Origin of the sequence: Thermopetrobacter sp. TC1 (assembly GCF_000746275.1) — a bacterium.
Lineage (GTDB): Bacteria > Pseudomonadota > Alphaproteobacteria > Rhizobiales > Aestuariivirgaceae > Thermopetrobacter.
Map to the genome: position 1 here is coordinate 572,320 of NZ_KN050828.1, position 25,039 is coordinate 597,358.

General features: G+C 59.7%; 22 protein-coding genes and 2 tRNA genes. 11 read left to right on the top strand and 13 right to left on the bottom strand.

All coding sequences use genetic code 11. The annotated features are described in order from the left end of the window. The first annotated feature begins 35 nt into the window (after window positions 1–35). Window positions 36–1,838 carry a translation elongation factor 4 gene (gene lepA / locus EK16_RS06285; protein WP_038035368.1) on the top strand — a complete coding sequence of 601 codons (1,803 nt, stop codon included), beginning with the start codon at window positions 36–38 and terminating at the stop codon, window positions 1,836–1,838. A gap of 65 nt (window positions 1,839–1,903) precedes the next feature. Then, window positions 1,904–2,569 (top strand): carbonate dehydratase, encoded by a 666-nt coding sequence (gene can / locus EK16_RS06290; RefSeq protein WP_231573623.1) that lies wholly within the window; start codon window positions 1,904–1,906, stop codon window positions 2,567–2,569. Between the two features lie 82 nt (window positions 2,570–2,651). Here the strand turns inward: can and rimI are convergent, their stop codons facing one another. The 4 genes from rimI to EK16_RS06310 form a co-directional block, all read right to left on the bottom strand. Beyond that, complete coding sequence (gene rimI / locus EK16_RS06295) at window positions 2,652–3,143, bottom strand: ribosomal protein S18-alanine N-acetyltransferase (protein ID WP_038036118.1); 492 nt, start codon at window positions 3,141–3,143, stop codon at window positions 2,652–2,654. Window positions 3,144–3,235: 92 nt separating this feature from the next. After that, complete coding sequence (tsaB, locus tag EK16_RS06300) at window positions 3,236–3,904, bottom strand: tRNA (adenosine(37)-N6)-threonylcarbamoyltransferase complex dimerization subunit type 1 TsaB (protein WP_038035372.1); 669 nt, start codon at window positions 3,902–3,904, stop codon at window positions 3,236–3,238. A 102-nt stretch (window positions 3,905–4,006) separates the two neighbouring features. Next, window positions 4,007–4,612, bottom strand: coding sequence for a malonic semialdehyde reductase (locus EK16_RS06305; RefSeq protein ID WP_038035375.1), 606 nt, complete (start codon window positions 4,610–4,612; stop codon window positions 4,007–4,009). Between the two features lie 54 nt (window positions 4,613–4,666). Beyond that, window positions 4,667–5,239 (bottom strand): NifU family protein, encoded by a 573-nt coding sequence (locus tag EK16_RS06310; protein WP_038035378.1) that lies wholly within the window; start codon window positions 5,237–5,239, stop codon window positions 4,667–4,669. Window positions 5,240–5,453: 214 nt separating this feature from the next. On the opposite strand from EK16_RS06310, the gene EK16_RS06315 reads away from it, so the two are divergent. Beyond that, window positions 5,454–5,529: transfer RNA gene (locus EK16_RS06315), tRNA-Gly, on the top strand. Between the two features lie 107 nt (window positions 5,530–5,636). Here EK16_RS06315 and EK16_RS06320 read toward each other — a convergent pair. Further along, a complete protein-coding gene (locus EK16_RS06320) occupies window positions 5,637–6,629 on the bottom strand; it encodes a M48 family metallopeptidase (protein WP_038035379.1) in 993 nt (330 codons plus the stop codon). 208 nt (window positions 6,630–6,837) lie between these two features. On the opposite strand from EK16_RS06320, the gene EK16_RS06325 reads away from it, so the two are divergent. After that, complete coding sequence (locus EK16_RS06325; RefSeq protein ID WP_038035382.1) at window positions 6,838–7,923, top strand: YeeE/YedE family protein; 1,086 nt, start codon at window positions 6,838–6,840, stop codon at window positions 7,921–7,923. A gap of 93 nt (window positions 7,924–8,016) precedes the next feature. On the opposite strand, the gene EK16_RS06330 is transcribed toward EK16_RS06325, so the two are convergent. After that, window positions 8,017–8,688, bottom strand: coding sequence for an SCO family protein (locus EK16_RS06330; protein ID WP_051929012.1), 672 nt, complete (start codon window positions 8,686–8,688; stop codon window positions 8,017–8,019). A 134-nt stretch (window positions 8,689–8,822) separates the two neighbouring features. Between EK16_RS06330 and EK16_RS06335 the strand changes: the two genes are divergently transcribed. The 4 genes from EK16_RS06335 (at window position 8,823) to EK16_RS06350 (ending at window position 14,204) form a co-directional block, all read left to right on the top strand. Beyond that, a complete protein-coding gene (locus tag EK16_RS06335; protein WP_156098507.1) occupies window positions 8,823–10,292 on the top strand; it encodes an ActS/PrrB/RegB family redox-sensitive histidine kinase in 1,470 nt (489 codons plus the stop codon). A gap of 36 nt (window positions 10,293–10,328) precedes the next feature. Then, window positions 10,329–10,405, top strand: a tRNA-Arg gene (locus tag EK16_RS06340). A 90-nt stretch (window positions 10,406–10,495) separates the two neighbouring features. Then, window positions 10,496–12,823, top strand: coding sequence for an excinuclease ABC subunit UvrB (gene uvrB, locus EK16_RS06345; protein ID WP_081910321.1), 2,328 nt, complete (start codon window positions 10,496–10,498; stop codon window positions 12,821–12,823). A gap of 55 nt (window positions 12,824–12,878) precedes the next feature. After that, on the top strand, window positions 12,879–14,204 hold the full coding sequence (locus EK16_RS06350; RefSeq protein ID WP_038035383.1) for a cation:proton antiporter: 1,326 nt from the start codon (window positions 12,879–12,881) through the stop codon (window positions 14,202–14,204). 65 nt (window positions 14,205–14,269) lie between these two features. Here the strand turns inward: EK16_RS06350 and EK16_RS06355 are convergent, their stop codons facing one another. The 6 genes from EK16_RS06355 to EK16_RS06380 all read right to left on the bottom strand — a co-directional run bounded on the left by EK16_RS06355 (window position 14,270) and on the right by EK16_RS06380 (window position 19,286). Next, window positions 14,270–15,190 (bottom strand): LysR family transcriptional regulator, encoded by a 921-nt coding sequence (locus tag EK16_RS06355; protein ID WP_038035384.1) that lies wholly within the window; start codon window positions 15,188–15,190, stop codon window positions 14,270–14,272. Between the two features lie 461 nt (window positions 15,191–15,651). After that, a complete protein-coding gene (locus EK16_RS06360) occupies window positions 15,652–16,206 on the bottom strand; it encodes an ActR/PrrA/RegA family redox response regulator transcription factor (protein ID WP_038035385.1) in 555 nt (184 codons plus the stop codon). 123 nt (window positions 16,207–16,329) lie between these two features. Next, window positions 16,330–16,953, bottom strand: a complete 624-nt coding sequence (gene coaE / locus EK16_RS06365; RefSeq protein WP_231573624.1) for a dephospho-CoA kinase — start codon at window positions 16,951–16,953, stop codon at window positions 16,330–16,332. Then, on the bottom strand, window positions 16,950–17,801 hold the full coding sequence (locus tag EK16_RS06370; protein ID WP_038036126.1) for a shikimate dehydrogenase: 852 nt from the start codon (window positions 17,799–17,801) through the stop codon (window positions 16,950–16,952). Before EK16_RS06370 ends, coaE begins: the two co-directional genes overlap by 4 nt. A gap of 37 nt (window positions 17,802–17,838) precedes the next feature. Continuing rightward, window positions 17,839–18,438 (bottom strand): Maf family protein, encoded by a 600-nt coding sequence (locus tag EK16_RS06375; RefSeq protein WP_038035386.1) that lies wholly within the window; start codon window positions 18,436–18,438, stop codon window positions 17,839–17,841. After that, window positions 18,435–19,286 (bottom strand): pyruvate, water dikinase regulatory protein, encoded by an 852-nt coding sequence (locus EK16_RS06380; protein ID WP_038035387.1) that lies wholly within the window; start codon window positions 19,284–19,286, stop codon window positions 18,435–18,437. Before EK16_RS06380 ends, EK16_RS06375 begins: the two co-directional genes overlap by 4 nt. A 368-nt stretch (window positions 19,287–19,654) precedes the next feature. On the opposite strand from EK16_RS06380, the gene hemE reads away from it, so the two are divergent. The 3 genes from hemE (at window position 19,655) to rho (ending at window position 22,865) form a co-directional block, all read left to right on the top strand. Beyond that, a complete protein-coding gene (gene hemE / locus EK16_RS06385; protein WP_231573625.1) occupies window positions 19,655–20,731 on the top strand; it encodes a uroporphyrinogen decarboxylase in 1,077 nt (358 codons plus the stop codon). Window positions 20,732–20,758: 27 nt separating this feature from the next. Next, window positions 20,759–21,199, top strand: a complete 441-nt coding sequence (hemJ, locus tag EK16_RS06390; RefSeq protein WP_038035388.1) for a protoporphyrinogen oxidase HemJ — start codon at window positions 20,759–20,761, stop codon at window positions 21,197–21,199. A gap of 373 nt (window positions 21,200–21,572) precedes the next feature. Next, the gene (gene rho, locus EK16_RS06395) at window positions 21,573–22,865 is read left to right on the top strand and encodes a transcription termination factor Rho (protein ID WP_038035390.1); all 1,293 of its coding nucleotides are present in this window, start codon (window positions 21,573–21,575) and stop codon (window positions 22,863–22,865) included. 86 nt (window positions 22,866–22,951) lie between these two features. On the opposite strand, the gene EK16_RS06400 is transcribed toward rho, so the two are convergent. Further along, window positions 22,952–24,991: a thioredoxin domain-containing protein gene (locus tag EK16_RS06400; RefSeq protein ID WP_038036128.1), complete on the bottom strand. Its 2,040-nt coding sequence runs from the start codon at window positions 24,989–24,991 to the stop codon at window positions 22,952–22,954. Window positions 24,992–25,039: the final 48 nt, after the last annotated feature.

The following is a 25,039-nucleotide window of genomic DNA, read 5'->3' on the forward strand; positions in this document are numbered from 1 at the left end:
TGACGGGCTTGAGAGGGCATGCCATCTGCCCGCACATGAGCAGGCAAAAGAACATACGCAACTTCTCCATCATCGCGCATATCGATCACGGTAAGTCCACGCTCGCCGATCGCCTGATCCAGATCTGCGGCGGCCTTTCCGACCGCGAGATGAAGGAGCAGGTGCTGGACAACATGGAGCTGGAGCGCGAGCGCGGCATCACCATCAAGGCGCAGACCGTGCGCCTGAACTATACCGCGCGTGATGGTCAGACCTACGTGCTCAATCTCATCGACACGCCGGGGCACGTGGACTTTGCCTATGAGGTGTCGCGCTCGCTTTCCGCCGTGGAGGGATCGCTGCTTGTGGTGGATGCCTCGCAGGGCGTGGAGGCGCAGACGCTGGCCAATGTCTATCAGGCCATCGAGCACGATCACGAGATCATTCCCGTCCTCAACAAGATCGACCTGCCGGCGGCGGAGCCGGAGCGCGTGAAACAGCAGATCGAGGACGTGATCGGGCTGGATGCGTCCGAAGCCATCGAGATTTCGGCCAAGACCGGACAGGGCGTGGAAGAGGTGCTGGAGGCCATTGTCCATCGTCTGCCGCCGCCGGAGGGCGACGAGGAGGCGCCGCTGAAGGCCCTGCTCGTTGACTCCTGGTACGATCCCTATCTCGGTGTTGTCGTTCTCGTGCGCGTCTTTGATGGCCGGCTGAAGAAGGGACAGAAGATCCGCCTGATGTCCTCGGGCGCGGAATACGTGATTGACCGCGTAGGCGTGTTCACGCCCAAGAAGGAACAGGTGGAAAGCCTGGGGCCGGGTGAGATCGGGTTTATCACCGCCTCCATCAAGGAAGTGGCCGATACGCGCGTTGGCGATACCATTACGGATGCGCAACGCCCCACGGAAGAGCCCCTGCCCGGGTTCAAGCCGGCGCAGCCTGTGGTCTTTGCCGGCTTCTTTCCGGTGGATTCTGCGGAGTTCGAGGACCTGCGCGATGCCATGGCGAAGCTGCGGCTGAATGATGCCAGCTTCGAATACGAGATGGAGACCTCCGCCGCGTTGGGCTTTGGCTTCCGCTGCGGCTTTCTGGGCCTGTTGCATCTGGAGATCGTGCGCGAGCGGCTGGAGCGGGAGTTCGGAATCGATATCATCACCACCGCGCCTTCAGTGATCTACCGCGTGCACATGACCGACGGCACGATGAAAGAGCTGCACAACCCGGCGGACATGCCCGATGTGGTCAAGATCGATCACATCGAGGAGCCGTGGATCGAGGCCACCATCCTGGTTCCGGACGACTATCTCGGCGACGTTCTCAAGCTGTGTCAGGACCGGCGCGGCATTCAGAAGGATCTCACCTATGCCGGCAGCCGCGCCATGGTGGTCTATGAGCTGCCGCTTAATGAGGTGGTTTTCGATTTCTACGACCGGCTGAAGTCCGTCACCCGCGGCTATGCCAGCTTTGACTATCACATGATCGGCTATCGGCCGGGCGATCTCGTCAAGATGCAGATCCTGGTCAATGGCGAGCCGGTGGATGCGCTTTCCGTGATCGTGCATCGCGATCGCGCCCAGAGCCGCGGCCGTGCCATGTGCGAGAAGCTGAAGGAGCTGATCCCGCGGCATCTGTTCAAGATCCCCATTCAGGCAGCCATCGGCGGCAAGATCATCGCGCGCGAGACCATTCCCGCCCTGCGCAAGGATGTGACCGCCAAGTGCTATGGCGGCGACGTTTCGCGCAAGCGCAAGCTTCTGGAAAAGCAGAAGGCGGGCAAGAAGCGCATGCGGGAGTTCGGCAAGGTGAACATTCCGCAGGATGCCTTCATCAAGGCGCTGAAGATGGATGACAACTGATGGCGCCTCCGGGCAGACGGTTGATTTGAAAATCCGTTCGCCGGGCGGTTTGAAAAGAGGTTGCCATGGCGGATCATGACCATGAGGGACGTATGCTTTCCCCGGCTGATCTTCTGGAAAACAACCGGCGCTGGGTTCAGGGCATTCTGAACGAAGATGCGGATTATTTCAGCCGGCTGGCGGCGGTGCAGAAGCCGGCGTTTCTCTGGATCGGCTGTTCGGATTCCCGGGTTCCGGCGAATACGATCGTGGGGCTCAAGCCCGGCGAGGTCTTCGTGCACCGCAACATCGCCAATGTGGTGCCGCATTCGGATCTCAACGTGCTGTCCGTCATCCAGTATGCGGTGGAAATCCTCGAAGTGCGGCACATCCTCGTGGTGGGGCATTACGGATGCGGCGGCGTGCAGGCGGCGCTTTCCGGTTGCAAACTCGGCGCCATTGACAACTGGCTTGCCCACATCCGCGACGTGTGGCGGGCGCATTATGATGAAATTGCCGCATTGCCGGAAGAAGAGCGGCCACGGCGGCTGGTGGAGCTGAATGTCATGGCGCAGGTGCACAATGTGGCGCGCACGGCCAGTGTGCAGAAAGCCTGGGCGGACGGGCGCGCGCTTGCCGTGCACGGCTGGGTCTATGACATTGCCGACGGGCTGTTGCGCGACCTTGGCATTACGATTCGCAGCCGTAATGATTTGCATCCGGCCTTCAGGCTCAACAGCGATGAGACATGAGGGAAATGGATCCGTTTTGGACTCCCCATGCCCAAATGCATTCAATAGCCCTCATCAGCCGGCCATTGCGCAAGCCTTAGAATCAATCATCACAACCGCAGCCGGCGCCGGAAATGTGCACCATGATCAGGGCATCCACACGCTCACCGGATTGCGTGAGGTAATAATTCGGCCGACGCCCGGCGGGGCGAAAGCCGTGTGATTCATACAGGGCGCGGGCGGGTTTGTTGTTCACGGCCACTTCCAGAATAACGCGCTGAACACCGCTCATGACCATATCGGCCATGGCCGTGGCAAGCAGGCGGCTGGCATGACCGCGGCGGCGGCTTTCGGGCACGACGGCGAGCGTGAGGATTTCGCCTTCGCGGTCGGCAACCTGACAGAGGATGAAGCCTGCAAGCCTGCCGTCTTCCTCAAGCAGCAGTCCCCGGCAGGTGGGCATGGCAAGCAGGCGTGCGAACTCCTCGGCAGACCAGGGGCGTTCCTGCGCAAAGGACAGCGCATGCATGCGCGCCAAGGAGGCCGCATCATCCGGTTTCAACGGACGCAGGGAAATTGCGGACTCCGGCGGCATGATCATTTCCTCGGATCATGGTCACGGACAATGCGGCGCATAACACGCGCATGAACCATGCGCATCGTGGCGGCGGCCCTTTGTTTTTTGAGTTACTTGACGTTGTTCAGGGGGCCCTGCGGCTTGGCATCGGGCGGGCGCAGATAGAGCGGCTCCGGCAGGGTCTGCGGCGCCGGTTCCACCAGGCTGTGCATGGCCACGACTTCGGCATCGGGAAGAGGGCTGGCATCGGCGAGAAACCGACCGGTGTCCTCATCGGCGAGGAATTCGGCACCGGTGCCGATGAGCAGGCAGGGCCCCGGCGGCAGGATGGCCGCCGCCTCATCCGCACGCACGGCCATGGCATCAGTCAGCGGTGCATAATCGGCATCGAAAACCTGGATATACACCTCATCGCGGCGGGCATCGATGACCGAAGCGACGGGCAGGCGCTCGGGATTGGCCCCGACATTGCGGGCTATGGCCTCCAGCGTGGTCATGGCGGTGACCGGTATCTCGAGGGTGACACCCAGGGCGCGGGCAAAGGAGAGGCCAATGCGCACACCGGTGAAGGATCCGGGACCACGGGTGACGGCAATGAACGCAAGCCGCTCATAGGGATCGCCGGCATCCATCATAACGGCATCCACCATGTCCGGGAGGATCTCGGCATGGCCGCGCTCCAGTTCCTCGCGGCGGTGGCTGAGCACCTGACCGGAGGCGCGATCACAGAGAGCGACTGAGCAGGCTTGCAGGCAGCTGTCCATACCGAGAATGAGCATGGATTTGTCTCCTTCTTGCGGCTTTCGGCTTCATCCGGCCGCCGTTTCTGCCGCGCCCGCTCGTGCGCTCTGGCTGAGGATACGGAGCCTCTCCCTGCGCCGTCAGATGATCTCGGCGATCTCCTCGAACTCTGGGCGCGGTGAGCGCGGAAACAGCGAGGCGGGATCGCCATATCCCAGCGCGCAGATGAAATTCACGCGGATGCTGGTGCCCTTGAAGAATTCCTTGTTCACGCCATCCTGATCGAATCCGGACATGGGGCCGGCATCAAGGCCGAGGGCCCGCGCGGCAATGATCAGATAGGCCGCCTGCAGCGTGCCATTGCGAAAGGCGGTTTCCTCGATCAGCGGCTGATTGCCGACGAACCAGCTCCTGGCATCCGTGTGGGGAAAATAGCGGGGCAGGCGCTCATAAAACTCAAGATCATGGCCGAGAATGGCAACGACGGGAGCGGTCATCGCCTTGTGGACGTTGCCTTCCATGAGATGGGGCTTTAAGCGCTTCTTGGCGTCCTTTGACTTGAGAAAGATGATGCGGATGGGCTGACAGTTGGCCGAGGTGGGGCCCATCTTCATGAGATCGACGATCTGGCGCAGGCATTCGTCGCTGACCGGCTTGTCCTGCCAGCCGTTGAAACTGCGCGCCTGAAGAAAGATCTGATCAAGCGCCCGCTGATCGATGGGATTGCCACACGCCTGCCAGTCCATGATTCCTCCATTACACGCCTGTGGATCGCCCGAGCCCGGCGGGGATATTTCCGCTCAGCGCCCGGGCATGGGGCCGGACACCTCCTGCACCTCCTGGATCTGCGGAATGAAGTGTCGCAGAAGATTTTCCACGCCCTGCTTGAGGGTGGCCGTTGCCGAAGGGCAGCCGGAGCAGGCGCCCACCATCTGAAGGTAGACAACACCGTCCTTGTAACCCTGAAAGGTGATGTCGCCGCCATCCTGTGCCACGGCCGGGCGCACGCGGGTGTCGAGAAGCTCCTTGATCTGGCGGACGATTTCGGCGTCCTTCTCGTCGTAGAATTCCTTCACGCCTGCGGATTCACCCTCCACCGCCGGCTCGCCGGAGAGATAGTGTTCCATGATGACGCCGAGAATGGCGGGTTTCAGCGTGGTCCACTCGGCATCATCGGAACGAGTGACGGAAATGAAGTCCGGCCCGAGAAAAACGCCGCGCACGCCTTCCAGCTCGAATAAGCGGCGGGCAAGGGGTGAGGCCTCGGCCTCTTCCTTCGAGGTGAAATCGCGCGGCGGGCCGGATACCACCGGCTGACCGGGCAGGAACTTTAAGGTATTGGGATTGGGAGTCGCTTCCGTCTGAATGAACATGGCTCTTTCTTCGCCGTTGTCTCTTCGGGTTTTCGGGCGTGGGCCCTCTCACGGGCCCTTGCGCGCCCTTTCGGATCTGGCCCTTTGTGTGTCAGAAAACCCGCGAGCGTTCAACAGCGGATTTCGCCTGCCGGTGATGCAGGTCAGACACAAACGCGGGCAGGTACAGGATTTACAATCGGGCGCCGAATGAGTATCTATTTTGACGTCGGATGCGGGCGTAGCTCAGTTGGCAGAGCACGAGCTTCCCAAGCTCGGTGTCGCGGGTTCGATTCCCGTCGCCCGCTCCAATCTTTTTCCTTTTCCGATCTTTTCTTCCCACCCAAGAACGGACCAGCATTCCGGCACATTCAATCACTCGCGTTCAATCTTTCACGTGCAATCTCCTGCGTGCCGTTCAGTAGACAGTGGATGCCGAAAGGGGCGGCGTTTCGGATTTTCCGGTGCGCGCAGGAGTCTGATCCGCGCTTTTCTGCGTTTTCCGGCGGCGCGGGCCGAAATTGGGTGGACGCGGCGGCGGCAGGCCGGCCTGAGCGCGGTAATGGGCGCGAATGAGATTTTCGATGTGCCAGCGCCGATCCTTGTAAAGCGGGTGATTGCCATAGAAGAAATTGGCCAGACCCGGCCTTTCCCTATAGATTTTCCGCATGCGGTCAAAGGTTTCGAGCATCACCTGCGGTTTGTATCCGGCTTTCACCAGCAGGGCCATGCCCTCCTCATCCGCCTCGTCTTCCTGTGCCCGCGAATAGGTGTTCAGCGAGGTGTTGACGATAAAGGAGAGCGACTTGCCAAGCCAGGCCATGTTCCAGCGCTTTTCCAGCACTTCCCTGGAGAATTCATGCGCCTTGCGCGCCATCTGACGCTTCTCCTCGGCCAGAACCACGTGCGCCAGCCGATTGTGCGCCATTTCATGCGCCAGAACCGTGGCGATCTGGTCATCGTTTTCCAGAACGTCCAGCATGCCGGTGGTGATGAAGAGGTGGCCGCCGCCGGTGGTGAAGGCGTTGGGTTTGGGATCATCCACAAGATAGACCTGCCATCTCAGGCCGGAATCGTCTGCCGCGGCAAGGCGGCGCATAATGGCGCGCACTCTCTCAAGTTTCTTCTCATCCGTGGAGAGCTTGACCTGCTTGAGCATGGCATCAGTGAGCGCATCGCCCAGCTTCTGGCGCTCCTCGAGGGTGATGCGCCGGGGGGCGAAGGCCTTTTGCAGGCGATCATTGATGTGGGCGAAAAAACTTCTGGCGGGAATGGCACCGGGCTGTTGGGCCGCGGCCTCGATGCGCGGGGCGGTGCCATCCTGCACACATGCCGAAAGCGGCATGATCAGGACGAAACCGAAGACATATGTCAGCGCCGTTCGCCGCACGATCCAAATCCAGCCAAGCATGCCCTTGCCGGTTCTTTCACCGCTGGCAGAGTACTCCTCAGGTGAAAGGCAAACAAGAGGGCGCACTGACAGGCCAATTCAGCCGCTTCATCCGGTCAGCTTGATTGGGATCAAGGTTTTGCCGAAAGAATGAGAGTAGCCATTACTTCCACGCTTGGGGAGAAGCGGAGAAATTCATACCGAAGAGACCGGGCGCAGGAGCAGCATCATGGATCTGGTATGGCTGATCGATCTGGTGGATGAAGACCGCCTGATCGTTCTTGGCGGACTTGTCATCGGAATCCTGTTTGGTTTCTTCGCCCAGCGTTCCCGCTTCTGCCTGCGCTCGGCGGTGATCACCTTCGTGCGGGGAGAGCACAAATCGCCGCTTGCCATCTGGCTGCTGACATTCTCGGCGGCGGTGGTACTGACACAGGCGCTCATTCTCACCGGTCTTCTGGATGTATCCCAGACCAAGCACCTGGCTTCCACCGGCTCTCTTTCCGGCGCCATCATCGGCGGGCTGATGTTCGGCATCGGCATGATCCTGGCTCGCGGCTGCTCCTCTCGTCTGCTGGTGCTGGCCGCGACCGGAAACCTGCGCGCCCTGCTTTCCGGGCTCATATTCGCAGTGGTGGCACAGGCGAGCCTGCACGGGATTCTTTCGCCCCTGCGTGATCATCTTGCCGCCCTGTGGACGATCACGCCGGAAGAGGGCACAAATCTTCTCGAATTTCTCGGGCTCACCCAGCCGGCGGGGCTGGCCATCGGCCTTGTGTGGCTGGTGGCGGCCATCTGGTTTTCGCTGCGCAACCGCATCGGCTGGCGCTGGGCGTTCACGGCGGTGATGGTCGGGGCCATGGTGGCGCTGGCCTGGTTCTTTACCTATTCCATGTCGATCAGCGCCTTTCGCGTCATACCGGTCAAGGCGCTCACTTTCACCGGACCGTCTGCTGACACGCTGATGCTGGCGCTGACCTTGCCGGAAGATCCTTTCGAGTTCGATATCGGTCTCGTGCCGGGTGTTTTCCTCGGTTCGTTCATCGGCGCCTGGCTGTTCAAGGAGTTGAAGCTTCAGGGTTTTGAGGGCGCGCATTCAATGAAACGCTATATCGCGGGTGCGGCGCTGATGGGCTTTGGCGGCATGCTGGCGGGGGGATGCGCGGTTGGCGCTGGCATTACCGGCGGATCGGTCTTTGCGCTTGTTTCCTGGGCGGCGCTTTTGAGCATGTGGGTTGGTGCGGGCATTACCGACTGTCTGGTGGATCGTGGCGCGATGTGTTTCCTGCCGCAGGCAAACGCTGCCCGTTCGTGAATTTTTGGTGGTTCAAAACAGCAGCTTTCTGGCCCCCGAACGAAAATTCGCACAAAAAGCGGATTTTCGAGCCGCTTGTCGCCCCATGTTTTTTCAGCTTGATGTGTTTTTCTTTTCATGCTCGGCGATGGCCTTGCGGATGCCTTCTGCAAGGCGGTCGGGATCTATGCTTGAAGGATAATGATCCACATAGCGGCCTTCGGGATCCATGAGATAGATAATGGAGGAGTGATCCATCAGGTAATCGCCGGAGGCGGCCTTCTCCGCTTCGCCCTTGTCTTCAAGAACCTTGCGGTAGAAGACGCGGAAAGCCTGGGCTGCCTGCCGGACCTGTTCCGGAGTGCCGGTCAGGCCGATGAAACCTTCGCGGAAGTTGCTGAGATAGTCCTTCATCTGTTCGGGCGTGTCGCGCTCGGGATCAACGGAAATCATGACCGGGCGGATGCGGTCGGCGAGAGGCCCCAGCTTGTCCAGCGCGTCCGACATGGCCTGAAGCGAGGTGGGGCAGACATCGGGGCAATGGGTGTAACCGAAATAGATAAGGGCGTATTTCCCGCGCAGATCCTTGTCGGTAAAGGGCTTGCCATCCTGATTGACGAGCGTGAAACTGCCGCCGATAAGGCTCTCGCCGGTGGATGCCCTGTTGGCGTCTCCGCCTCTTTGCCCCAGCCAGACGAGCAGGGCTATGGTCAGCACTGCCGCCACGATCACGCCAACAATCACGGGCAGGGCGGATTTTCCGGTTCTGGTCGTCTTTTTCGCCATGACGGAGCCCTCGCACTGGAAAGCGCATTCATGCCTGAACCATATATAACGATTGCGGCGTGCCGGTTTGACGTGTGGCAAATGGTTGCACACAAAGGCATCCGCCAGATGGAAAATCCGGGATGCAGAACGGCATGACACAGGGTTGCGCAGTTTCACACAGACAGCACGGCGATGCAAAGCCGCGGCGGGTGCGGCTGCAGACGCTTGTGCGCCTGCGCTGGCTTGCCGTGCTGGGCCAATTGATTGCCGTTCTGTTCGTGTCGCTGGTTTTGGGGTTTGAAATGCCCTTCTGGCCGGCGGTGATCGTGATTGCGTTGACGGCCTGGCTGAACGTGTTCCTGGCCTTGCGCTGGCGCACCGGCACGCGGCTGGAGGAACGGCATGCCCTGGCGCTGCTGGCGTTCGATGTCATTCAGCTGTCGGTGCTGCTGTTTCTCACCGGCGGGCTGCAAAACCCCTTTTCCATCCTGTTTCTGGCGCCGGTGACCATTGCGGCCACCACGCTCACATGGCAGCGGACCATCGTGCTTGGTATGCTGGCGCTGGCCATGATCACCCTGCTGGCCTTCTTTCACATGCCGCTGCCCTGGTGGCCGGATCATCCCTTCGAGCTGCCGAAACTCTATATCCTGGGCATGTGGGGCGCCCTGGTTTCCGGCATTGCCTTCACCGCCTTTTATGCACACCGCATCGCTCTCGAATCCCGCGAGATGGCCGAAGCGCTGAAGGCAACGGAGCTGGCTTTAGCGCGTCAGCAACAGCTTTACGCGCTTGACGGACTGGCGGCGGCGGCAGCGCACGAGCTGGGAACGCCGCTGGCCACCATCGCGCTCGTTGCCAAGGAGATGCGGCGGGAATGTCCGAAATGCGGCGATGAAGGAGATTCCGGCGTAAAGGAGGTGGACGGCCGTTTTTGTGACGATCTCGATCTCATCATCTCGCAGGCGGAACGCTGCCGGCATATTCTGGCGCAACTGGCCGATCACACGCGCGGGGGTGATGCCATGCTGGCGCGGGTAAAACTCCGGGCCATGCTGGAAGAGATCATCGAACCTGTGCGCGGCCCGGATCTGGACGTGCGCATGGTCCTGCAGCCCGATTTTGATGCTTCCGGCAATCCGCTGCCCGAGCCGGTTCTGAAACGCAGTCCCGGCATCATTTATGGCCTGGGCAATCTGGTGGAGAACGCCTGCGATTTCGCCGAGAGCGAGGTGATCATCACCGCGGAATGGAACGAGGAGGAAATCGCCGTGACCATCATGGACGATGGCCCGGGTTTTCCGGAGGACATCATGGATCGGCTGGGCGAGCCGTTCGTCACCACCCGCGGCGGCTATTATCGAAAAGAGGACATTGGCGAGATCGACGGCGAACTTTCTCCCGGCATGGGGCTCGGGTTCTTCATTGCCAAGACACTGCTGGAGCGCAGCGGTGCTCAGATCGGGCTGGCCAATCGCCCCGCGCCGGAACACGGCGCCATCGTGCGCGTGGCCTGGGCGCGGCAGGCCATCGAGGCGGAAGAGGAGGCTTCCGGCTCCTCCGTCACGCAGGCAAACGGTGACGGCGATACAGATGGACAGACGAAGCCGGGTGCGGTATAGGGGGAGGCGATCGATCCGCGGCTGTCGATTGCATGAGCACCCGTAGCTCAGCTGGATAGAGCACTGCCCTCCGAAGGCAGGGGTCAGAGGTTCGAATCCTCTCGGGTGCGCCAGTTTCCCCCGGATTAAAAATCGGGACACGAGAAAAGACGGGCCGTTCCCTTTGAATCAATGTAACGACAGCGCCCGTCGTTGACGCAACCATGGGACATTCGCGCACATCCGGCATACGACCGCTGGGCATGGAGGAAGCTCCGGCGCCTGCGCTTCATCCGGACGATCCCCTGGCGCGGGCCCGGGCCGGGCAGGAGGCTCTGGCGCGTTTGCGGCCGCCGCCGCCATTTTGTCCGGATTTCAGGCCGCACAGGCCGCAGCGCCCGCAGAAATCCGAAGGCGGCAAGCCTTTCCGCCTGGTTTCGGAGTTCGAGCCCCGGGGTGATCAGCCGGAAGCCATCAAGCAGCTGGTGGCGGGCCTGAATGACGGGCTGTCCGATCAGGTGCTGCTGGGCGTGACCGGCTCAGGCAAGACCTTCACCATGGCCAAGGTCATCGAGGCCACGCAGCGGCCGGCCCTGATTCTTGCACCCAACAAGACCCTGGCAGCGCAGCTCTATGGTGAATTCAAGTCCTTCTTTCCAGACAATGCCGTCGAATATTTCGTTTCCTATTACGACTACTACCAGCCCGAGGCCTATGTGCCAAAGACGGACACCTATATCGAGAAGGACAGCGCAATCAACGAGCAGATCGACCGCATGCGTCATGCGGCAACGCGGGCGCTTCTGGAGCGTGATGATGTGATCGTGGTTGCCTCCGTCTCCTGCATCTACGGCATTGGCGATGTGGAGACCTATGCCGCCATGGCCCTGCCGCTGGCGGTGGGAGACGTGCTGCCGCAAAAGCAGATTCTCGATGACTTGGTGAAGCTGCAATACCAGCGCAACGATGCCGCCTTCATGCGCGGGACCTTCCGCGTGCGCGGTGATGTGATCGAAGTGTGGCCCTCGCATCTTGAGGACCGGGCGTGGCGCATTTCCATGTTCGGTGATGAGGTGGAGGAGATCGTCGAGTTCGATCCGCTGACCGGCAAGCGCACTGCCCTTCTGAAGCAGGTGAAGGTCTACGCCAATTCGCATTACGTCACACCGAAACCGACGCTGGAACAAGCCATCGCCCGTATCAAGGAAGAGCTGCGCGAGCGGGTGGAACAGTTCCGCGCGCTTGGTCGCGAGCTGGAAGCGCAACGGCTGGAACAGCGCACGCTGTTCGACATCGAAATGATGCTGGCCACCGGTACCTGCAAGGGTATTGAGAACTACTCACGCTATCTTACCGGCCGCCGCCCCGGTGAGCCGCCGCCGACACTGTTCGAGTATCTGCCCGAGAATGCCATCCTGTTCGTGGACGAAAGCCACGTGACCGTGCCACAACTGGGCGGCATGTTCCGCGGTGACTACAACCGCAAGGCAACACTGGCGGAATACGGGTTCCGTCTGCCCTCCTGCGTGGACAACAGGCCGCTTCGGTTCGAGGAATGGGACATGATGCGGCCGCAGACCATCTATGTCTCGGCAACGCCGGGGCCCTGGGAACTGGAGCAGACGGGCGGCGTTTTCGTCGAGCAGGTCATTCGCCCGACGGGGCTTGTCGATCCGGAAGTGATCGTGCGGCCCTGCACCAATCAGGTGGAGGATGTCATCGCCGAGGCGCGCGCCACCGCCGAACGCGGCTATCGCACTTTAATCACGGTGCTGACCAAGCGCATGGCCGAGGATCTGACCGAATTCATGCATGAGCAGGGCCTGCGCGTGCGCTATATGCATTCGGACATCGACACCATCGAACGCATTGAAATCATCCGCGATCTGCGTCTGGGTGCCTTTGATGTGCTGGTGGGCATCAACCTGTTGCGCGAGGGGCTGGACATTCCTGAATGTGCGCTGGTGGCCATTCTCGATGCCGACAAGGAGGGTTTTCTGCGTTCGGAAACCTCGCTTATTCAGACCTTCGGGCGTGCGGCGCGCAATGTGGAAGGCCGCGTGATCTGTTATGCCGATACCATGACCGGCTCGCTGGAACGCGCCATCGCCGAAACCAGGCGCCGCCGTGAAAAGCAGCTGAAGTGGAATGCGGAACACGGCATCACGCCGGAAAGCGTGAAGCGGAACATCGACGACATCATTGAAAGCCCGTATGAAGCCGATCACGTTACGGTGCGGATCGGCCCGGCCAAGGAAAAGGGCACGCTGGCCGGACACAATATCGAGCAGGTGATCGCCGATCTGGAAAAGCGCATGCGCGAAGCGGCGGCCAATCTGGAATTCGAGGAAGCGGCGCGGCTGCGCGATGAAGCCAGACGCCTGCGTGCGTTGCTGATGGAAAGCATGGAGGGGCCGGTATCCTCTGCCGAGCAGCCGGCGGGCGAGGCGGGATTCACGACTGCGAAAGATCAGTCGCAGACACGCAACGGCCGGAAAAAGGCGCGTGGCAAGACGAAGACGGGTCGGCCCCGTGGCAAGGCCGGGCGTTGACCGGCCCTTTACGGGTCTTTAAAGCGGGGATCATCTGGACCGGGGGGCAAAAATCATGTCGATTTTTGACATCGCCGCTCTTCTGCTTCTGCTTTCCGCCCTGTTTGGATACGTCAATCACGTGTGGCTGAAACTGCCGCACACGATCGGGCTTGTTGTCATGGGCCTGATCGCGTCTGCCCTCATCGTCGGGGCCGATCTCGTCTTTCCCTCTCTCGGCATTGCGCAGGCCACCATTCACACACTGAAGGAACTGGATTTCGCCAACGTGCTGATGAACGGCATGCTGGCCGTTCTGTTGTTTGCCGGTGCGGTGCATGTGGATTTTTCCGAGCTGGCGGCGCGCAAGTGGGCCATTGGCCTGATGGCAACGCTCGGGGTGCTGATTTCCACCTTTGTCATCGCAGCCGGCATTTATTACGCCAGCAAGATGCTGGGCGCGTGTGTGCCTTTCGTCTGGGCCCTGGTTTTCGGCGCGCTCATTTCGCCGACGGATCCCGTGGCCGTGCTTGGCCTTTTGAAAACGATCAAGGTTCCGAAGCTGCTGAGGGCGAAAATCGCCGGCGAATCCCTGTTCAATGATGGCGTTGGCGTTGTCGTCTTCACGGTGATGCTGGCCATCGCCATGACGGCGGATCCCGGCCTACTCGACCCGACACCGCAGGAAGCGGCGGCGGCACATCATGCGGCGGAAAGTGTGAGCGTTTGGTCCATCATCAAGCTTTTTACGCTTGAGGCCCTGGGAGGAGCGCTTCTTGGCGGCATTACAGGGTGGATTGCCTATCTTGGCATGCGCCAGATTGATGAGCACAATCTCGAAGTGCTCATCACGCTTGCCCTTGTGTTCGCCACCTATGCGCTGGCGCTGCATCTGCATATATCCGGTCCGATCGCCATGGTCGTGGCCGGGTTGCTGATCGGCAATCACGGCGCCCGTTTCGCCATGAGCAAGAAGACGCGCCAGCATGTCTTTCAGTTCTGGACGCTGCTGGATGAGATCCTCAATTCGGTGCTGTTCCTGCTCATCGGGCTGGAGGTGCTGGTCATATCCTGGAACAGCGTGAACCTGCCTCTGGCGCTTGCGGCCATTCCCATCGTGCTTTTCGGGCGGCTGGTTTCCGTGGCCATGCCCATCCGGCTGCTCAGCATCCGCGAAAAATTCGAGGAAGGTACCATTGCCATTCTCACCTGGGGCGGGCTGAGAGGCGGCATTTCCGTGGCGCTGGCGCTTTCCCTGCCGGACAATGCGTATAAACCGGCGTTGCTGACGGCGACCTATGCCGTTGTTGTCTTCTCCATCATCGTGCAGGGCCTGAGCATGAAGCGGCTCATTTCCCGCTACAGCTTTCACGGCGCGGGCAAGGAGCCGGAACCGTCCTGACCCTCCGCTCCTCAACCAGACAGAGGGGACGGCCGGGATCTGTTTCCCTTCAAGCGGTGAAGGGATCAGAATTTCCAGCCGCGCGCTTCGGAGACGATGAAATCCCGGAAAACGCGCACGCGCTTGGAATTGCGCAGCTCCTGGGGATAGACGAGATAGGTGTCGAAATAGGGCAGCTCCACGCCCTTGATGTCCACCTGTACAAGCGGGCTGTCCGGCCCGACGATATAATCCGGCAATGAGGCAATGCCCATGCCCGCCTCCACGGCGCGGCGCAGGCCATAGACATTGTTGACCGTCAGGAAGGGTTCACGCGGGTGTCCGGGCGGACGGCCGACCATGGTGATCCAGTTGACATTGGCCAGATAGGACGGCGCCGGACCGAAGGAGAGGATGCGATGATGGTCGAGATCCTCCAGCTTGCGCGGAAAACCGTGGGTCTTGATGTAGGTGGGTGATGCATAGATGTGATGATGCACCGTGAACAGCTTGCGCTGAACGAGATCGGGCTGCACGGGACGGCGCAGGCGAATGGCCACATCGGCCTCACGGGCTGTGAGATCCAGCTCCTCGTCATAAAGCAGGATATTGAGACGGATGTCGGGATATAGCTCGACGAATTCCTTCAGGCGTGGTGTGAGCCAGATGGTGCCGAGGCCGATGGTGGTGGTGATGCGCAGAGGGCCGGAAGGTTTCTGCCGCGCATCCATGAGGCGGGTGCGGGCGGCAGCGAGGCGCGTGTCCATTTCATGGGCGGTGCGAAAGAGAAGCTCTCCTGCCTCGGTGAGCACAAGGCCGCGGGCGTGCCGGTGAAAGAGCGGTGTGTTGAGCTCCTTTTCCAGTGCGGAAATCTGCCGGGAGAGGGCGGACTGGGACAGGCCAAGAACTTCGCTGGCCCGCGTGAGGCTTCCGGCTTTTGCGACTTCGTGAAAAATACGAAGGCGATCCCAGTCGAGCGTCTGGTCGGGTGTCGGTGAGGTGGGCATGGCTTTTTCGCCTATGGCTGATGGGGTTCAAATGCTCCTCAAGGCGCCCCTTGCAAATGGCGCCGTTTTCAATCAGCACGCGATGTTCAACGAAATAACGTTGCGGCGGCTTCTTTTCCGTCGCTTTGGATTTTCCCCGGACAGGTCGCGCACGATAACGGGGCCTAAGCAAAAGTTCTTTCGGCCCGTTTCCACGAAATCCCTAAAACACACGATGCCGATGCGCACATCGCTCATCAAAAACAGAAACTGCGAAGCACAGCATGCCAGTGGAATGCATGTATCGCAAGCCCCTCCTGACAAAAATGCAATGATCAGGATCACGTCACACGGTCATGAAGGAACAAGACGCCTGTCCTTCGCACTTGCTGGTCTGAAAGGACACACAAGAGGATGGGCTCGCCCCTGATCAGGGCAAGACGTGAAAGAGGAAAAGTGGGATCCGGTGTTGCAGCCCAAAATCAGCGAGGCGCACGCTTGGCAAGGATACGCTGCAGGGTTCGCCTATGCATGTTCAGGCGCCGGGCTGTTTCGGAAACATTGCGGTTGCACAGCTCGTAAACCCGCTGAATGTGCTCCCAGCGCACCCTGTCGGCGGACATGGGATTTTCCGGCAGCGCCGCCTTGGTGCCCGGTTCGGCGACCAGGGCCTTGAAGATCATATCGGCATCGGCGGGCTTGGCGAGATAATCGATGGCTCCGAGCTTTACGGCGGTGACCGCCGTTGCAATGTTGCCATAACCGGTGAGCACGATGGCACGCGCATCCGGCTTGGTGCGATGAAGCGCCTCGATGACATCGAGACCGTTGCCGTCTTCCAGGCGCATGTCCACCACCGCATAGTCCGGCGGGTTGCCCGTGGCCTCGGCCATGCCCTGGGCAACCGTCTCGGCCGTGCGCACTTCCTTGAAGCCGCGGGCCTCCATGGCGCGGGCAAGACGGTTCAGAAACGGACGATCGTCATCAACGAGAAGAAGGGTCTTTCCCTCCACGGGATATTGCGGCTGATCGCTCATGGCCACCACTCCGCTGTTACAGAACACAACGCCAGCTTCGCCCTTTGGCATATGGTTATACCCCCTTGCGCGGCATTGCACAAATCTCGGGCAAAGCATTTTCTCGTCATGGAAAGCATGTCCTTACTCATTCTCGCCCTGGTTGGCCGAAGCCCTTTTCAGAAGGGTTTCATGCAGGGCGATGACCTGTTTTCGGGTTCGTTCGAGATCGCCGGATGTGTCCAGAACGTAATCCGCGCGCAGGCGCTTTTCATCCTGGGGCAGTTGTCTTCGTGAAAGTGTCCGGAACTTTTCCTCCGTCATGCCGGGCCGTTGCATGGCGCGGGCAAGACGCTCGGTCTCGGGTGCGAGGACAGCAATGATCACGTCGAAATCCTTTTCCGCACCGGTTTCAAACAGAAGCGGTATCTCAGCGATGGCATAAGGGTGGCCTTCCTTGGCACACTTGCGAAAAAACCGCTCTCTTTCTTCCGCAACGAGGGGATGAACGATTTCCTCCAGCCGTTTCAGGGCCTTGTCATCGGCATGAATGATACGGGAGAGGATGTGGCGATCGATGCCGCCGTGGTCATCGAGGGCCTGAGGAAATTCCCTGCCGACAGGACCAACCGCCCTGCCCCCGGGTGCGTAAAGATCATGCACGATCGCATCGGCGGAAATGACAGGAATGCCCAGTGATCGAAACATGTCGGCAACGGTGCTCTTGCCGGCGGCCAGGGATCCTGTCAATCCGACCCGGAGCATCATGCACCGTCCTCTTTTTCGATATCCGCGGCGATGCGCGCATGCAGCTCCTCAGTCACTGCGGGGCGGATGCCGAACCAGCGTTCAAAGCCGGGCACGGCCTGATGCAGGAGCATGCCGAGCCCTTCCACGGTTCTTAATCCGCGGGCGCGGGCAGCGGCGAGCAACGGTGTGATCAGGGGCACGTAGACGATGTCGGCAACGATGGCGTCCTCGGGCAAATTCTGCAGCGAGAGATCAAGGGGAGGTTGCCCCTTCATGCCGAGAACGGTGGTGTTGACGAGAACGGTGAAGCGGGAGAGTGCCGCATCAAGGTCTGAAAGAGGCAGCGCTTCTTGCGCCCCGAGTTCTTCCACCAGCCGCTCAGCCTTTTCAACGGTTCGATTCGCCACCGAAACGCTTCTGACCCCGGCATCGAGAAAACCGGCAACGACAGCGCGGGCAGCACCGCCTGCCCCGATGACGAGCACACGCGCGGTGTTGGGCGACCAGTCCGGCACACAAGAGCGGAAATTGGCCATGAAGCCATAAACATCCGTGTTGTCGGCATAAAGCCGCCCGTCTTCGATCCAGACCGTGTTGATGGCTTTCAGTTTTCTGGCCAGGGGCGAAAGCCCTGCGGGGTTGACCCGTTCGATGATCTCGAAAGCCTTTTCTTTATGCGGAACCGTGATGTTGCAGCCCCGGTAGGGGGAATTGGGCAGGTCAAGCAGGAAATTCTCAAGCTCCTCCGGGCGGACCGCCACCTTTTCATAGGCCGCGTTCAGCCCGTGCCGTTCGATCCAGTACCCATGAATGAGCGGCGAGCGCGAATGCGCGATGGGCCAGCCAATGACACATGCCTTTTTCATCTCGGAGGTCATGACAATTTCTGCGACATTTCCGGAATCATTGCGGAATGAGGCCTTCCTGCCGCAGCCAGTTCAGAAACGGCAGGATGGGCAGGCCGACGATGGTGAACCAGTCTCCCTCGATTTTTTCGAAGAGCTGAATGCCTGGGCCTTCAATCTGATAGCAGCCGACCGATGACAGCACTTTTTCACCGGCCGTGTTCAGATACCAGTCAAGAAAGGCATCAGAGAAATTGCGCATGGTCAGATGCGCTTCGTCAACATGTGTCCAGACGCTTTCGCCTTTTCGGGCAATGCAGAGCGCGGAAATCAATCTGTGTGTGCGGCCCCGCAGGCGTTCAAGGTTTTCCCGGGCTTCGGCCATGTCAGCCGGTTTGGTGAACACCTCATCTTCGCAGACGAGAAGCTGATCGGCACCCAGGACTGGCAGATCGGTGCGTTTGGAAACCGCGCGCGCCTTGGCTTCGGCAAGAGCGAGGGCAAGAGCGGCGAAGGGATCTTCTCCTTCAGGCGGAGAAAAGGCATTGCGGATGGCATCCTCGTCCACGTCCGGGCGGATGACTTCGAAATCAAGGCCGGCGTTTTTCAGGATCATGCAGCGTCCGGCACTGCCGGACCCGAGAACGAAGATGCTCATGAGTGCGTCCTTTCCTGTCTCGCCCGCTCTTCGAGGAGATTGAGGATGAGTGCCGCCGTTTCTTCCACGGAACGGCGCGACACGTCTATAACCGGCCAGCCGCGGCGGGCGCAAAGGGTTTTGAGCGCATTGATCTCACGTGCGATTTCGCGGCGATCCACGTATGATTCCGCCGTCTGCTGTGTCAGCAGATCCATGCGTTTGCGGCGGATGTCGGCAAGCATGGAGGCATTGGCGACAAGCCCGACGACGAGCGGCCCTTTCCTGCCCTTCAGTTTCATAAGCTGATCAGGCAGGCGCACGCCGGAGACGAAAGGCACGTTCGCGGCCTTAATACCGCGATTGGCGAGATAGATGCTCGTTGGCGTCTTTGAGGTCCGGGAAAGGCCGACGAGGATGACATCGGCCTGATCAAGGGTTTCGGGATTGCTGCCATCATCGTGCGCCATGGCATAATCCAGCGCGCGAATGCGTGCGAAATAGTCCTCGTTGAGCGCATGCTGGGCACCGGTACGCGGGGCCCTGTCGGCATTGAGATAGCCGGAAAAGGCATCGATGACGGGCTTGAGGATGTTCACGCATGGCAGACCCAGCTCCTTGCAGGCGTTTTCAAGGCGGCTCATCAGGCGTTCGTCGGCCAGGGTATAGAGCACAATACCCGGCTCGGCCTCCATGGCGGCAATCACTTCCTCGAGGCGCTTGTAGTCGCGCACCATGGAATGCATGTGTTCGATGGCGTGATGTTCGGCAAAATGGGCAATGACGGCCCGGCTCACGCGGGAGAGGGTTTCGCCGGTGGCATCGGAGACCAGATGGATGTGGAAAAATCTGCTCGCTGTCCGGGGCACGCCTTGATGGTTCCTGAAGGATAACTGTTGAAGTGTGTGGACAGTTTTAACCGGCTGTTTACCATATCCCGGACGATGCCGACAGATCCCGCAGGCTCTTCCACAGGGCACGCGCCTATCCACACCGGTGGGCTTTTTGTCACGGACTGTTTGCAGGCTGTTGATGACGGAGGATGAAAGGGGAGGATCATTTTCCGAAAGGGGCGATCAAACGCTTGTGATTCCTTGCCTGTTGCCTTAGGCCCCCGCTTGGGGAGAAATGGCTGCGGACAATTCCGCTGTTTGGTGGAAAATGGGAAGGCTTGTGGGAAAGGGGGCCATTCCACAGTTTCCACCGCTCCAAACAACAACGACAAGAGATTCTTTTCATGATGGATGAAGGGGTATTCGATCACGGCACGGAAACCGGTCAGGCGTTGATGGACGTCCTTGAGGGACGGCAGCCCTGGAGGCGTCCCGTCTGGTTCATGCGTCAGGCCGGCCGTTATCTTGAGGAATACCGCAGGACCCGGGCAGAGGCCGGAAGTTTTCTCGATCTCTGTTACCGGCCGGATCTGGCAGCGGAAGTAACGCTACAGCCCCTGCGGCGGTTCGATCTCGATGCTGCCATTCTCTTTGCCGATATCCTGCTCGTGCCGCAGGCAATGGGTGTTCAGCTCGGTTTCAAGCAGAACGAGGGGCCGGTGCTTGAGCCTGTGCGCTCGGAAGAGGATCTGGCACGACTGGATCCAGAAGGGGCAGCAGAGCGGCTTTCTCCAATCTATGAGACGGTGGAGCGGATCGTGGAGGCCCTGCCGCCGCATGTGGCGCTGATTGGTTTCTGTGGGGCGCCGTGGACGGTGGCCACCTATGTGGTGGAAGGCGGCGGCTCGGCGGAGCGGATGCGCACACGCCTGGCGGCGGCGCGCGGTGAGGCCTGGTTTGAGAAGCTGATGGACATGCTTGTGCGCGTGTCCGTGGACTATCTGGCCCGGCAGGCTGCGGCCGGTGCGAAGGCGCTGCAGGTGTTTGATACCTGGGCCGGTGATCTTGGAGACGGGCTGCGGGAAAAATATGTCTTTGATCCCATTCGGCGCATAGTCGAAGGGCTGAAGGAGAAAGGCGTGGAGGTGCCCGTCATTGGTTTTGCGCGCGGGATTGGTGCTGCGCAGGAGGATTTTGCCAGGGCAACGGGTGTGCGCGCGGTGGGCTGTGAATGGTCCCTGCCGGTGTCCTACATGAAGGAGCGGCTGGTGCCGCAGGTGGCCGTGCAGGGCAATCTCGATCCGGCCCTGGTGATGGCGGGTGATCCGGCCCTGAAAGCGGGTGTGGAACACATCGTGCGGACATTGCCGCGGGACCGGCACATCTTCAACCTCGGTCACGGGTTCAAACCGGATACCCCGGTTGAAAACGTGGAAAAGATGTTGCGCTACGTCAGGGAACTGGATGCGGAACTCAACTAAGTACGATCAATCTTTAGAATTCTTGCCATGATCGATTTTCTGTCATCCATATATCTCTGGATCAAGGCCTTTCATGTCATGGCGGTCATTTCATGGATGGCGGGACTGTTCTATTTGCCGAGGCTTTTTGTCTATCATGCATCTGCAAGGGATAACGGGGAATGTGCAGAAACATTTCCTGTGATGGAGAGAAAACTTTACAGATACATCATGCAGCCGGCGATGATCGCCAGCTGGATCGCCGGGCTGCTGATGATTGCAGTGATCGGGTTTTCCGACATCTGGCTGCATGTGAAACTGACCATGGTGATTCTGCTGACGGTCTATCATTTCTGGCTGGGGCGGATGGTTGTGCGATTCGCTCGCGGGGAGAACGACAAGCCGGAAAAATTCTACCGGATGATCAATGAAATTCCGACGCTGCTGATGATCGTCATTGTCATCATGGTCATCGTCAAGCCTTTCTGAAACAGGCAGAATTTCTGCGTTTTTGCTCGGGAACGCCGTAAGTGCATGTGCTGTTGCTGCGGCATCCGGCCCCATGGCATTGCAAAAATGTTCGCAATGGCTTATATGAGCTGACGGAAACAGTGCTGCGGTGTGCGGGAGGGATAGACAGGCCGCAGCCATCTTCCGGTGATTCCAATTCCCGGCAGTATCCGATCTGGTTGAACGGCGCGTCAGTTCCGTTCACGTATACCGGCCGCCGAACAGGCGGGTCGCAGAAAAAGGGCTGATCCTTTTTCCGGGATCGCATCAGATCGGTCTCTCTCAGCAGCCAGCACGGGCTGCGTCTCCTGTTCAACTTCCTGAAATCGTCAGCCGAAAAAACACGAACGACATGATCGACATCGCACAAATCTCCGAAGCCAAGGAAATCAAGCTGCACGAGCTGAAGTCGCAGTCTCCGGCGGAACTGCTTGCGCTTGCGGAAACGCTGGAGGTGGAGAATGCTTCGGGCCTGCGCAAGCAGGAGCTGATGTTCGCCATTCTCAAGAAACTTGCGGAGCAGGACGTCACCATCATTGGCGAAGGTGTGGTGGAGGTTCTGCCGGACGGCTTCGGGTTCTTGCGGTCGCCAGATTCCAACTATCTGCCGGGGCCGGATGACATCTACATCTCGCCCAAGCAGATCAAGAAGTTCAATCTGCGCACCGGTGATACGGTGGAGGGCGAAATCCGCTCCCCCAAGGAGGGCGAGCGCTATTTCGCCCTGATCAAGGTGAATTCCATCAATTTCGAGGATCCGGAGGCGGCGAAGCACAAGATCAATTTCGACAACCTCACGCCGCTGTATCCCAATGAAAGATTGCGGATGGAGATCGAGGATCCGACGATCAAGGATCTCACCGGGCGCGTGATCGATATCGTCACACCTCTTGGCAAGGGTCAGCGTGCGCTCATCGTGGCACCGCCGCGCACAGGAAAAACGGTGCTTTTGCAGAATATTGCGCATGCGATTACCGCCAATCATCCGGAGTGCTATCTCATCGTGCTGCTGATTGACGAGCGCCCGGAAGAGGTGACCGACATGCAGCGCTCCGTGCAGGGCGAGGTGATTTCCTCCACTTTCGACGAGCCGGCGGCACGGCATGTGCAAGTGGCGGAGATGGTGATCGAGAAGGCCAAGCGCTTGGTGGAGCACAAGCGGGATGTGGTCATCCTTCTCGATTCGATTACGCGCCTGGGACGCGCTTACAATACGGTGGTGCCGTCTTCGGGCAAGGTGCTTACCGGTGGTGTGGATGCCAATGCGCTGCAAAGGCCCAAGCGTTTCTTTGGCGCGGCGCGCAATATCGAAGAAGGCGGATCGCTGACCATCATCGCCACGGCGCTGATTGATACCGGCTCGCGCATGGATGAAGTGATCTTTGAGGAATTCAAGGGCACGGGTAATGCGGAAATCGTCCTGGATCGCAAGATCGCCGACAAACGCATCTTCCCGGCGGTGGACATCATCCGCTCCGGTACCCGCAAGGAAGAGCTGCTGGTGGAGCCGGACATCCTGAAGAAAACCTATGTGCTTCGGCGTATCCTGCAGCCGATGGGCACGGTGAGCGCCATCGAGTTCCTGCTGGACAAGCTGCGGCAGACCAAGAACAACGCGGAATTCTTCGAATCCATGAACACATAAGCATTTGGCCGTTGCCGAATGCATGGCCGTTGTCAGGCCTTCAAGGGGCACCCGTTGGAAAGCATCGGGTGCCCTTTTTCATATGATCAGGTAAGCATGGCGCAGATGTCATTGACCTGTTCAGGCGTTTCCGCCGGGATCGAACAGGTTTCGCCCCTGCAGAGAAGAAGGGCCGGTGTTTTCCTGTCTGTGAGGGAAGAGAGCATGGATTCTGCCGGGTGATGTTCCGGGAGCGTTTTCTGTGGTGAGAGGCGAAGAATGGGCGGACATTCCGTCAGTGCCGAAAGGGCAGCAGAGAGAAGTGTATTGGCTTTCTGCCGCGTTTCACGTGAATCGTCAGGCAGAAAGAGGGTGATGCGACTGCCGTTGAGCAAAGCATGCATGGCGGAAAGCAGTGCGGCATGGGAAAGGGGATTTTGCGCGGTTTCGTGGGCAAAGCGCTCAAGCAATGCCAAGGCGCGGGTGCGATATTCGGCCTTGCCGGTCACGAAGGCGAGATGGGCAAGATTTTCGATGATCAGCGCATGATAATTGGGCAAGGCATCATCTTCGGCGAAGATCTGGTCCGCCATATGAGGATCTGCCCCACGGCGGGCGAAGGCATAGGCGTTTTCCTCGGGCACGAAATGATAGCGGTCCAAATCCTCCTGCCAGGACAGGGCCCGGATAAGCCAGTCTGATTTTCCCGTGGCCGAATGCAATGCCAGGGCGGCACGGATCATAGCGGCGAGACCATCGGCGGTGGCGGGGAAGGTCAGGCGCCGTTCGTTCCAGGCCTGACAAAGACCGAGATCATCATCCTGAAGATGATCGATGAGAGCGGTCATGATGTCCTGCGTTCGATTGAGCAGGTCGGGGTCATCGAAGACGGAAGCGACATGAACGAGCGCGCTGATCATCAAGCCGTTCCAGGATGCCAGAACCTTGTCGTCACGGGCGGGGAAAGGGCGCTGGTTGCGTCTTTCAAGAAGCCTGCGGCGCTCCGCGGCGAGGCGCTCTTCCTGCTCTTCTTCAAGAAGGGACATGGCATTGAGGCGGTTGAGAATGATCCTGCCTTCCCAGTTTCCTGAACGGGTTACGCCGTATGTGCGGAAAAACAGGTCTCGATTCTCTTCCGAAACAGCTTTTTTCAGATCCGTGTAGGACCAGACATAATGCCGGCCTTCCTCGCCTTCGGAATCGGCATCGAGGCTGGAGGCAAAACCGACGCCGGGAATGAGCAGACGACGAAAGACAAAGGAGACCGTTTCCTCGATTCGCTGACGAAACAGTTCATCGCCCGTATCCAGCCAGGCGCGCACGAGCATGTCCGTCAGCAGGGCGTTGTCATAGAGCATCTTCTCGAAGTGTGGCACCAGCCAGATCGAGTCGGTACTGTAACGGGCAAAGCCACCGTCGAGATGATCATAGATGCCGCCCTGACAGATATGGCGCAGGGTGAGGAGCACAAGTGCACGCTCATGGCTGCGTCCGGCACGCCAGAGCAGATCAAGCAAGGGCACCTGCGGGAATTTTGGTGCGCCTTGCAGGCCGCCATGGTCATGATCATAAAGATCAGCCAGGGCATAGGCGGCACGCGCAGGAAAATCCTGCGGGAGCTGGCGCTGCGATCGTCCTTCTGTAGCGCGCTGTTTCAAGGCATTGGTGAGGGCCTCGGCATTGTTGAGAAGCTTGTCGCGATCCTCGCGCCAGAGGCGGGCGACTTCCTCAAGCACCTGACGAAAGGAGGGGCGGCCGAACCGCGGCTTTGGAGGGAAATAGGTGCCGCCCCAAAGCGGGCGACCGTCCGGTGCCAGAAACATGGAAAGGGGCCAGCCACCCTGCAGTCCCATGAGATGGAGCGCTTTCATGTAATAGCGGTCAACATCCGGGCGTTCCTCGCGATCAACCTTGACGTTGACGAAATGCTCGTTCATCACCGCGGCGGTTTCAGGATCCTCGAAACTTTCATGCGCCATGACATGACACCAGTGGCAGGCGGCATAGCCGATGGAGAGAAAAATGGGGCGATCGAGGCGGCGGGCGGCTTCAAATGCCTCCTCTCCCCAGGGGTACCAGTGAACGGGATTATCCGCATGCTGGCGCAGATATGGGCTGGTTTCATTGGCGAGGCGGTTTTTTGTCATGGCGCGCGTGTCAAGCGTTTCACGTGAATCCCTGTAAACGGCAGCCAT

Coding starts and splice junctions, on each gene's coding strand:
- lepA (WP_038035368.1), top strand. CDS start 36: ATGAGCAGGCAAAAGAACATACGCAACTTCTCCATCATCGCGCATATC.
- can (WP_231573623.1), top strand. CDS start 1,904: ATGGCGGATCATGACCATGAGGGACGTATGCTTTCCCCGGCTGATCTT.
- rimI (WP_038036118.1), bottom strand. CDS start 3,143: ATGCCGCCGGAGTCCGCAATTTCCCTGCGTCCGTTGAAACCGGATGAT.
- tsaB (WP_038035372.1), bottom strand. CDS start 3,904: ATGCTCATTCTCGGTATGGACAGCTGCCTGCAAGCCTGCTCAGTCGCT.
- EK16_RS06305 (WP_038035375.1), bottom strand. CDS start 4,612: ATGGACTGGCAGGCGTGTGGCAATCCCATCGATCAGCGGGCGCTTGAT.
- EK16_RS06310 (WP_038035378.1), bottom strand. CDS start 5,239: ATGTTCATTCAGACGGAAGCGACTCCCAATCCCAATACCTTAAAGTTC.
- EK16_RS06320 (WP_038035379.1), bottom strand. CDS start 6,629: ATGCTTGGCTGGATTTGGATCGTGCGGCGAACGGCGCTGACATATGTC.
- EK16_RS06325 (WP_038035382.1), top strand. CDS start 6,838: ATGGATCTGGTATGGCTGATCGATCTGGTGGATGAAGACCGCCTGATC.
- EK16_RS06330 (WP_051929012.1), bottom strand. CDS start 8,688: ATGGCGAAAAAGACGACCAGAACCGGAAAATCCGCCCTGCCCGTGATT.
- EK16_RS06335 (WP_156098507.1), top strand. CDS start 8,823: ATGACACAGGGTTGCGCAGTTTCACACAGACAGCACGGCGATGCAAAG.
- uvrB (WP_081910321.1), top strand. CDS start 10,496: ATGGGACATTCGCGCACATCCGGCATACGACCGCTGGGCATGGAGGAA.
- EK16_RS06350 (WP_038035383.1), top strand. CDS start 12,879: ATGTCGATTTTTGACATCGCCGCTCTTCTGCTTCTGCTTTCCGCCCTG.
- EK16_RS06355 (WP_038035384.1), bottom strand. CDS start 15,190: ATGCCCACCTCACCGACACCCGACCAGACGCTCGACTGGGATCGCCTT.
- EK16_RS06360 (WP_038035385.1), bottom strand. CDS start 16,206: ATGAGCGATCAGCCGCAATATCCCGTGGAGGGAAAGACCCTTCTTCTC.
- coaE (WP_231573624.1), bottom strand. CDS start 16,953: ATGATGCTCCGGGTCGGATTGACAGGATCCCTGGCCGCCGGCAAGAGC.
- EK16_RS06370 (WP_038036126.1), bottom strand. CDS start 17,801: ATGAAAAAGGCATGTGTCATTGGCTGGCCCATCGCGCATTCGCGCTCG.
- EK16_RS06375 (WP_038035386.1), bottom strand. CDS start 18,438: ATGAGCATCTTCGTTCTCGGGTCCGGCAGTGCCGGACGCTGCATGATC.
- hemE (WP_231573625.1), top strand. CDS start 19,655: ATGATGGATGAAGGGGTATTCGATCACGGCACGGAAACCGGTCAGGCG.
- hemJ (WP_038035388.1), top strand. CDS start 20,759: ATGATCGATTTTCTGTCATCCATATATCTCTGGATCAAGGCCTTTCAT.
- rho (WP_038035390.1), top strand. CDS start 21,573: ATGATCGACATCGCACAAATCTCCGAAGCCAAGGAAATCAAGCTGCAC.
- EK16_RS06400 (WP_038036128.1), bottom strand. CDS start 24,991: ATGACAAAAAACCGCCTCGCCAATGAAACCAGCCCATATCTGCGCCAG.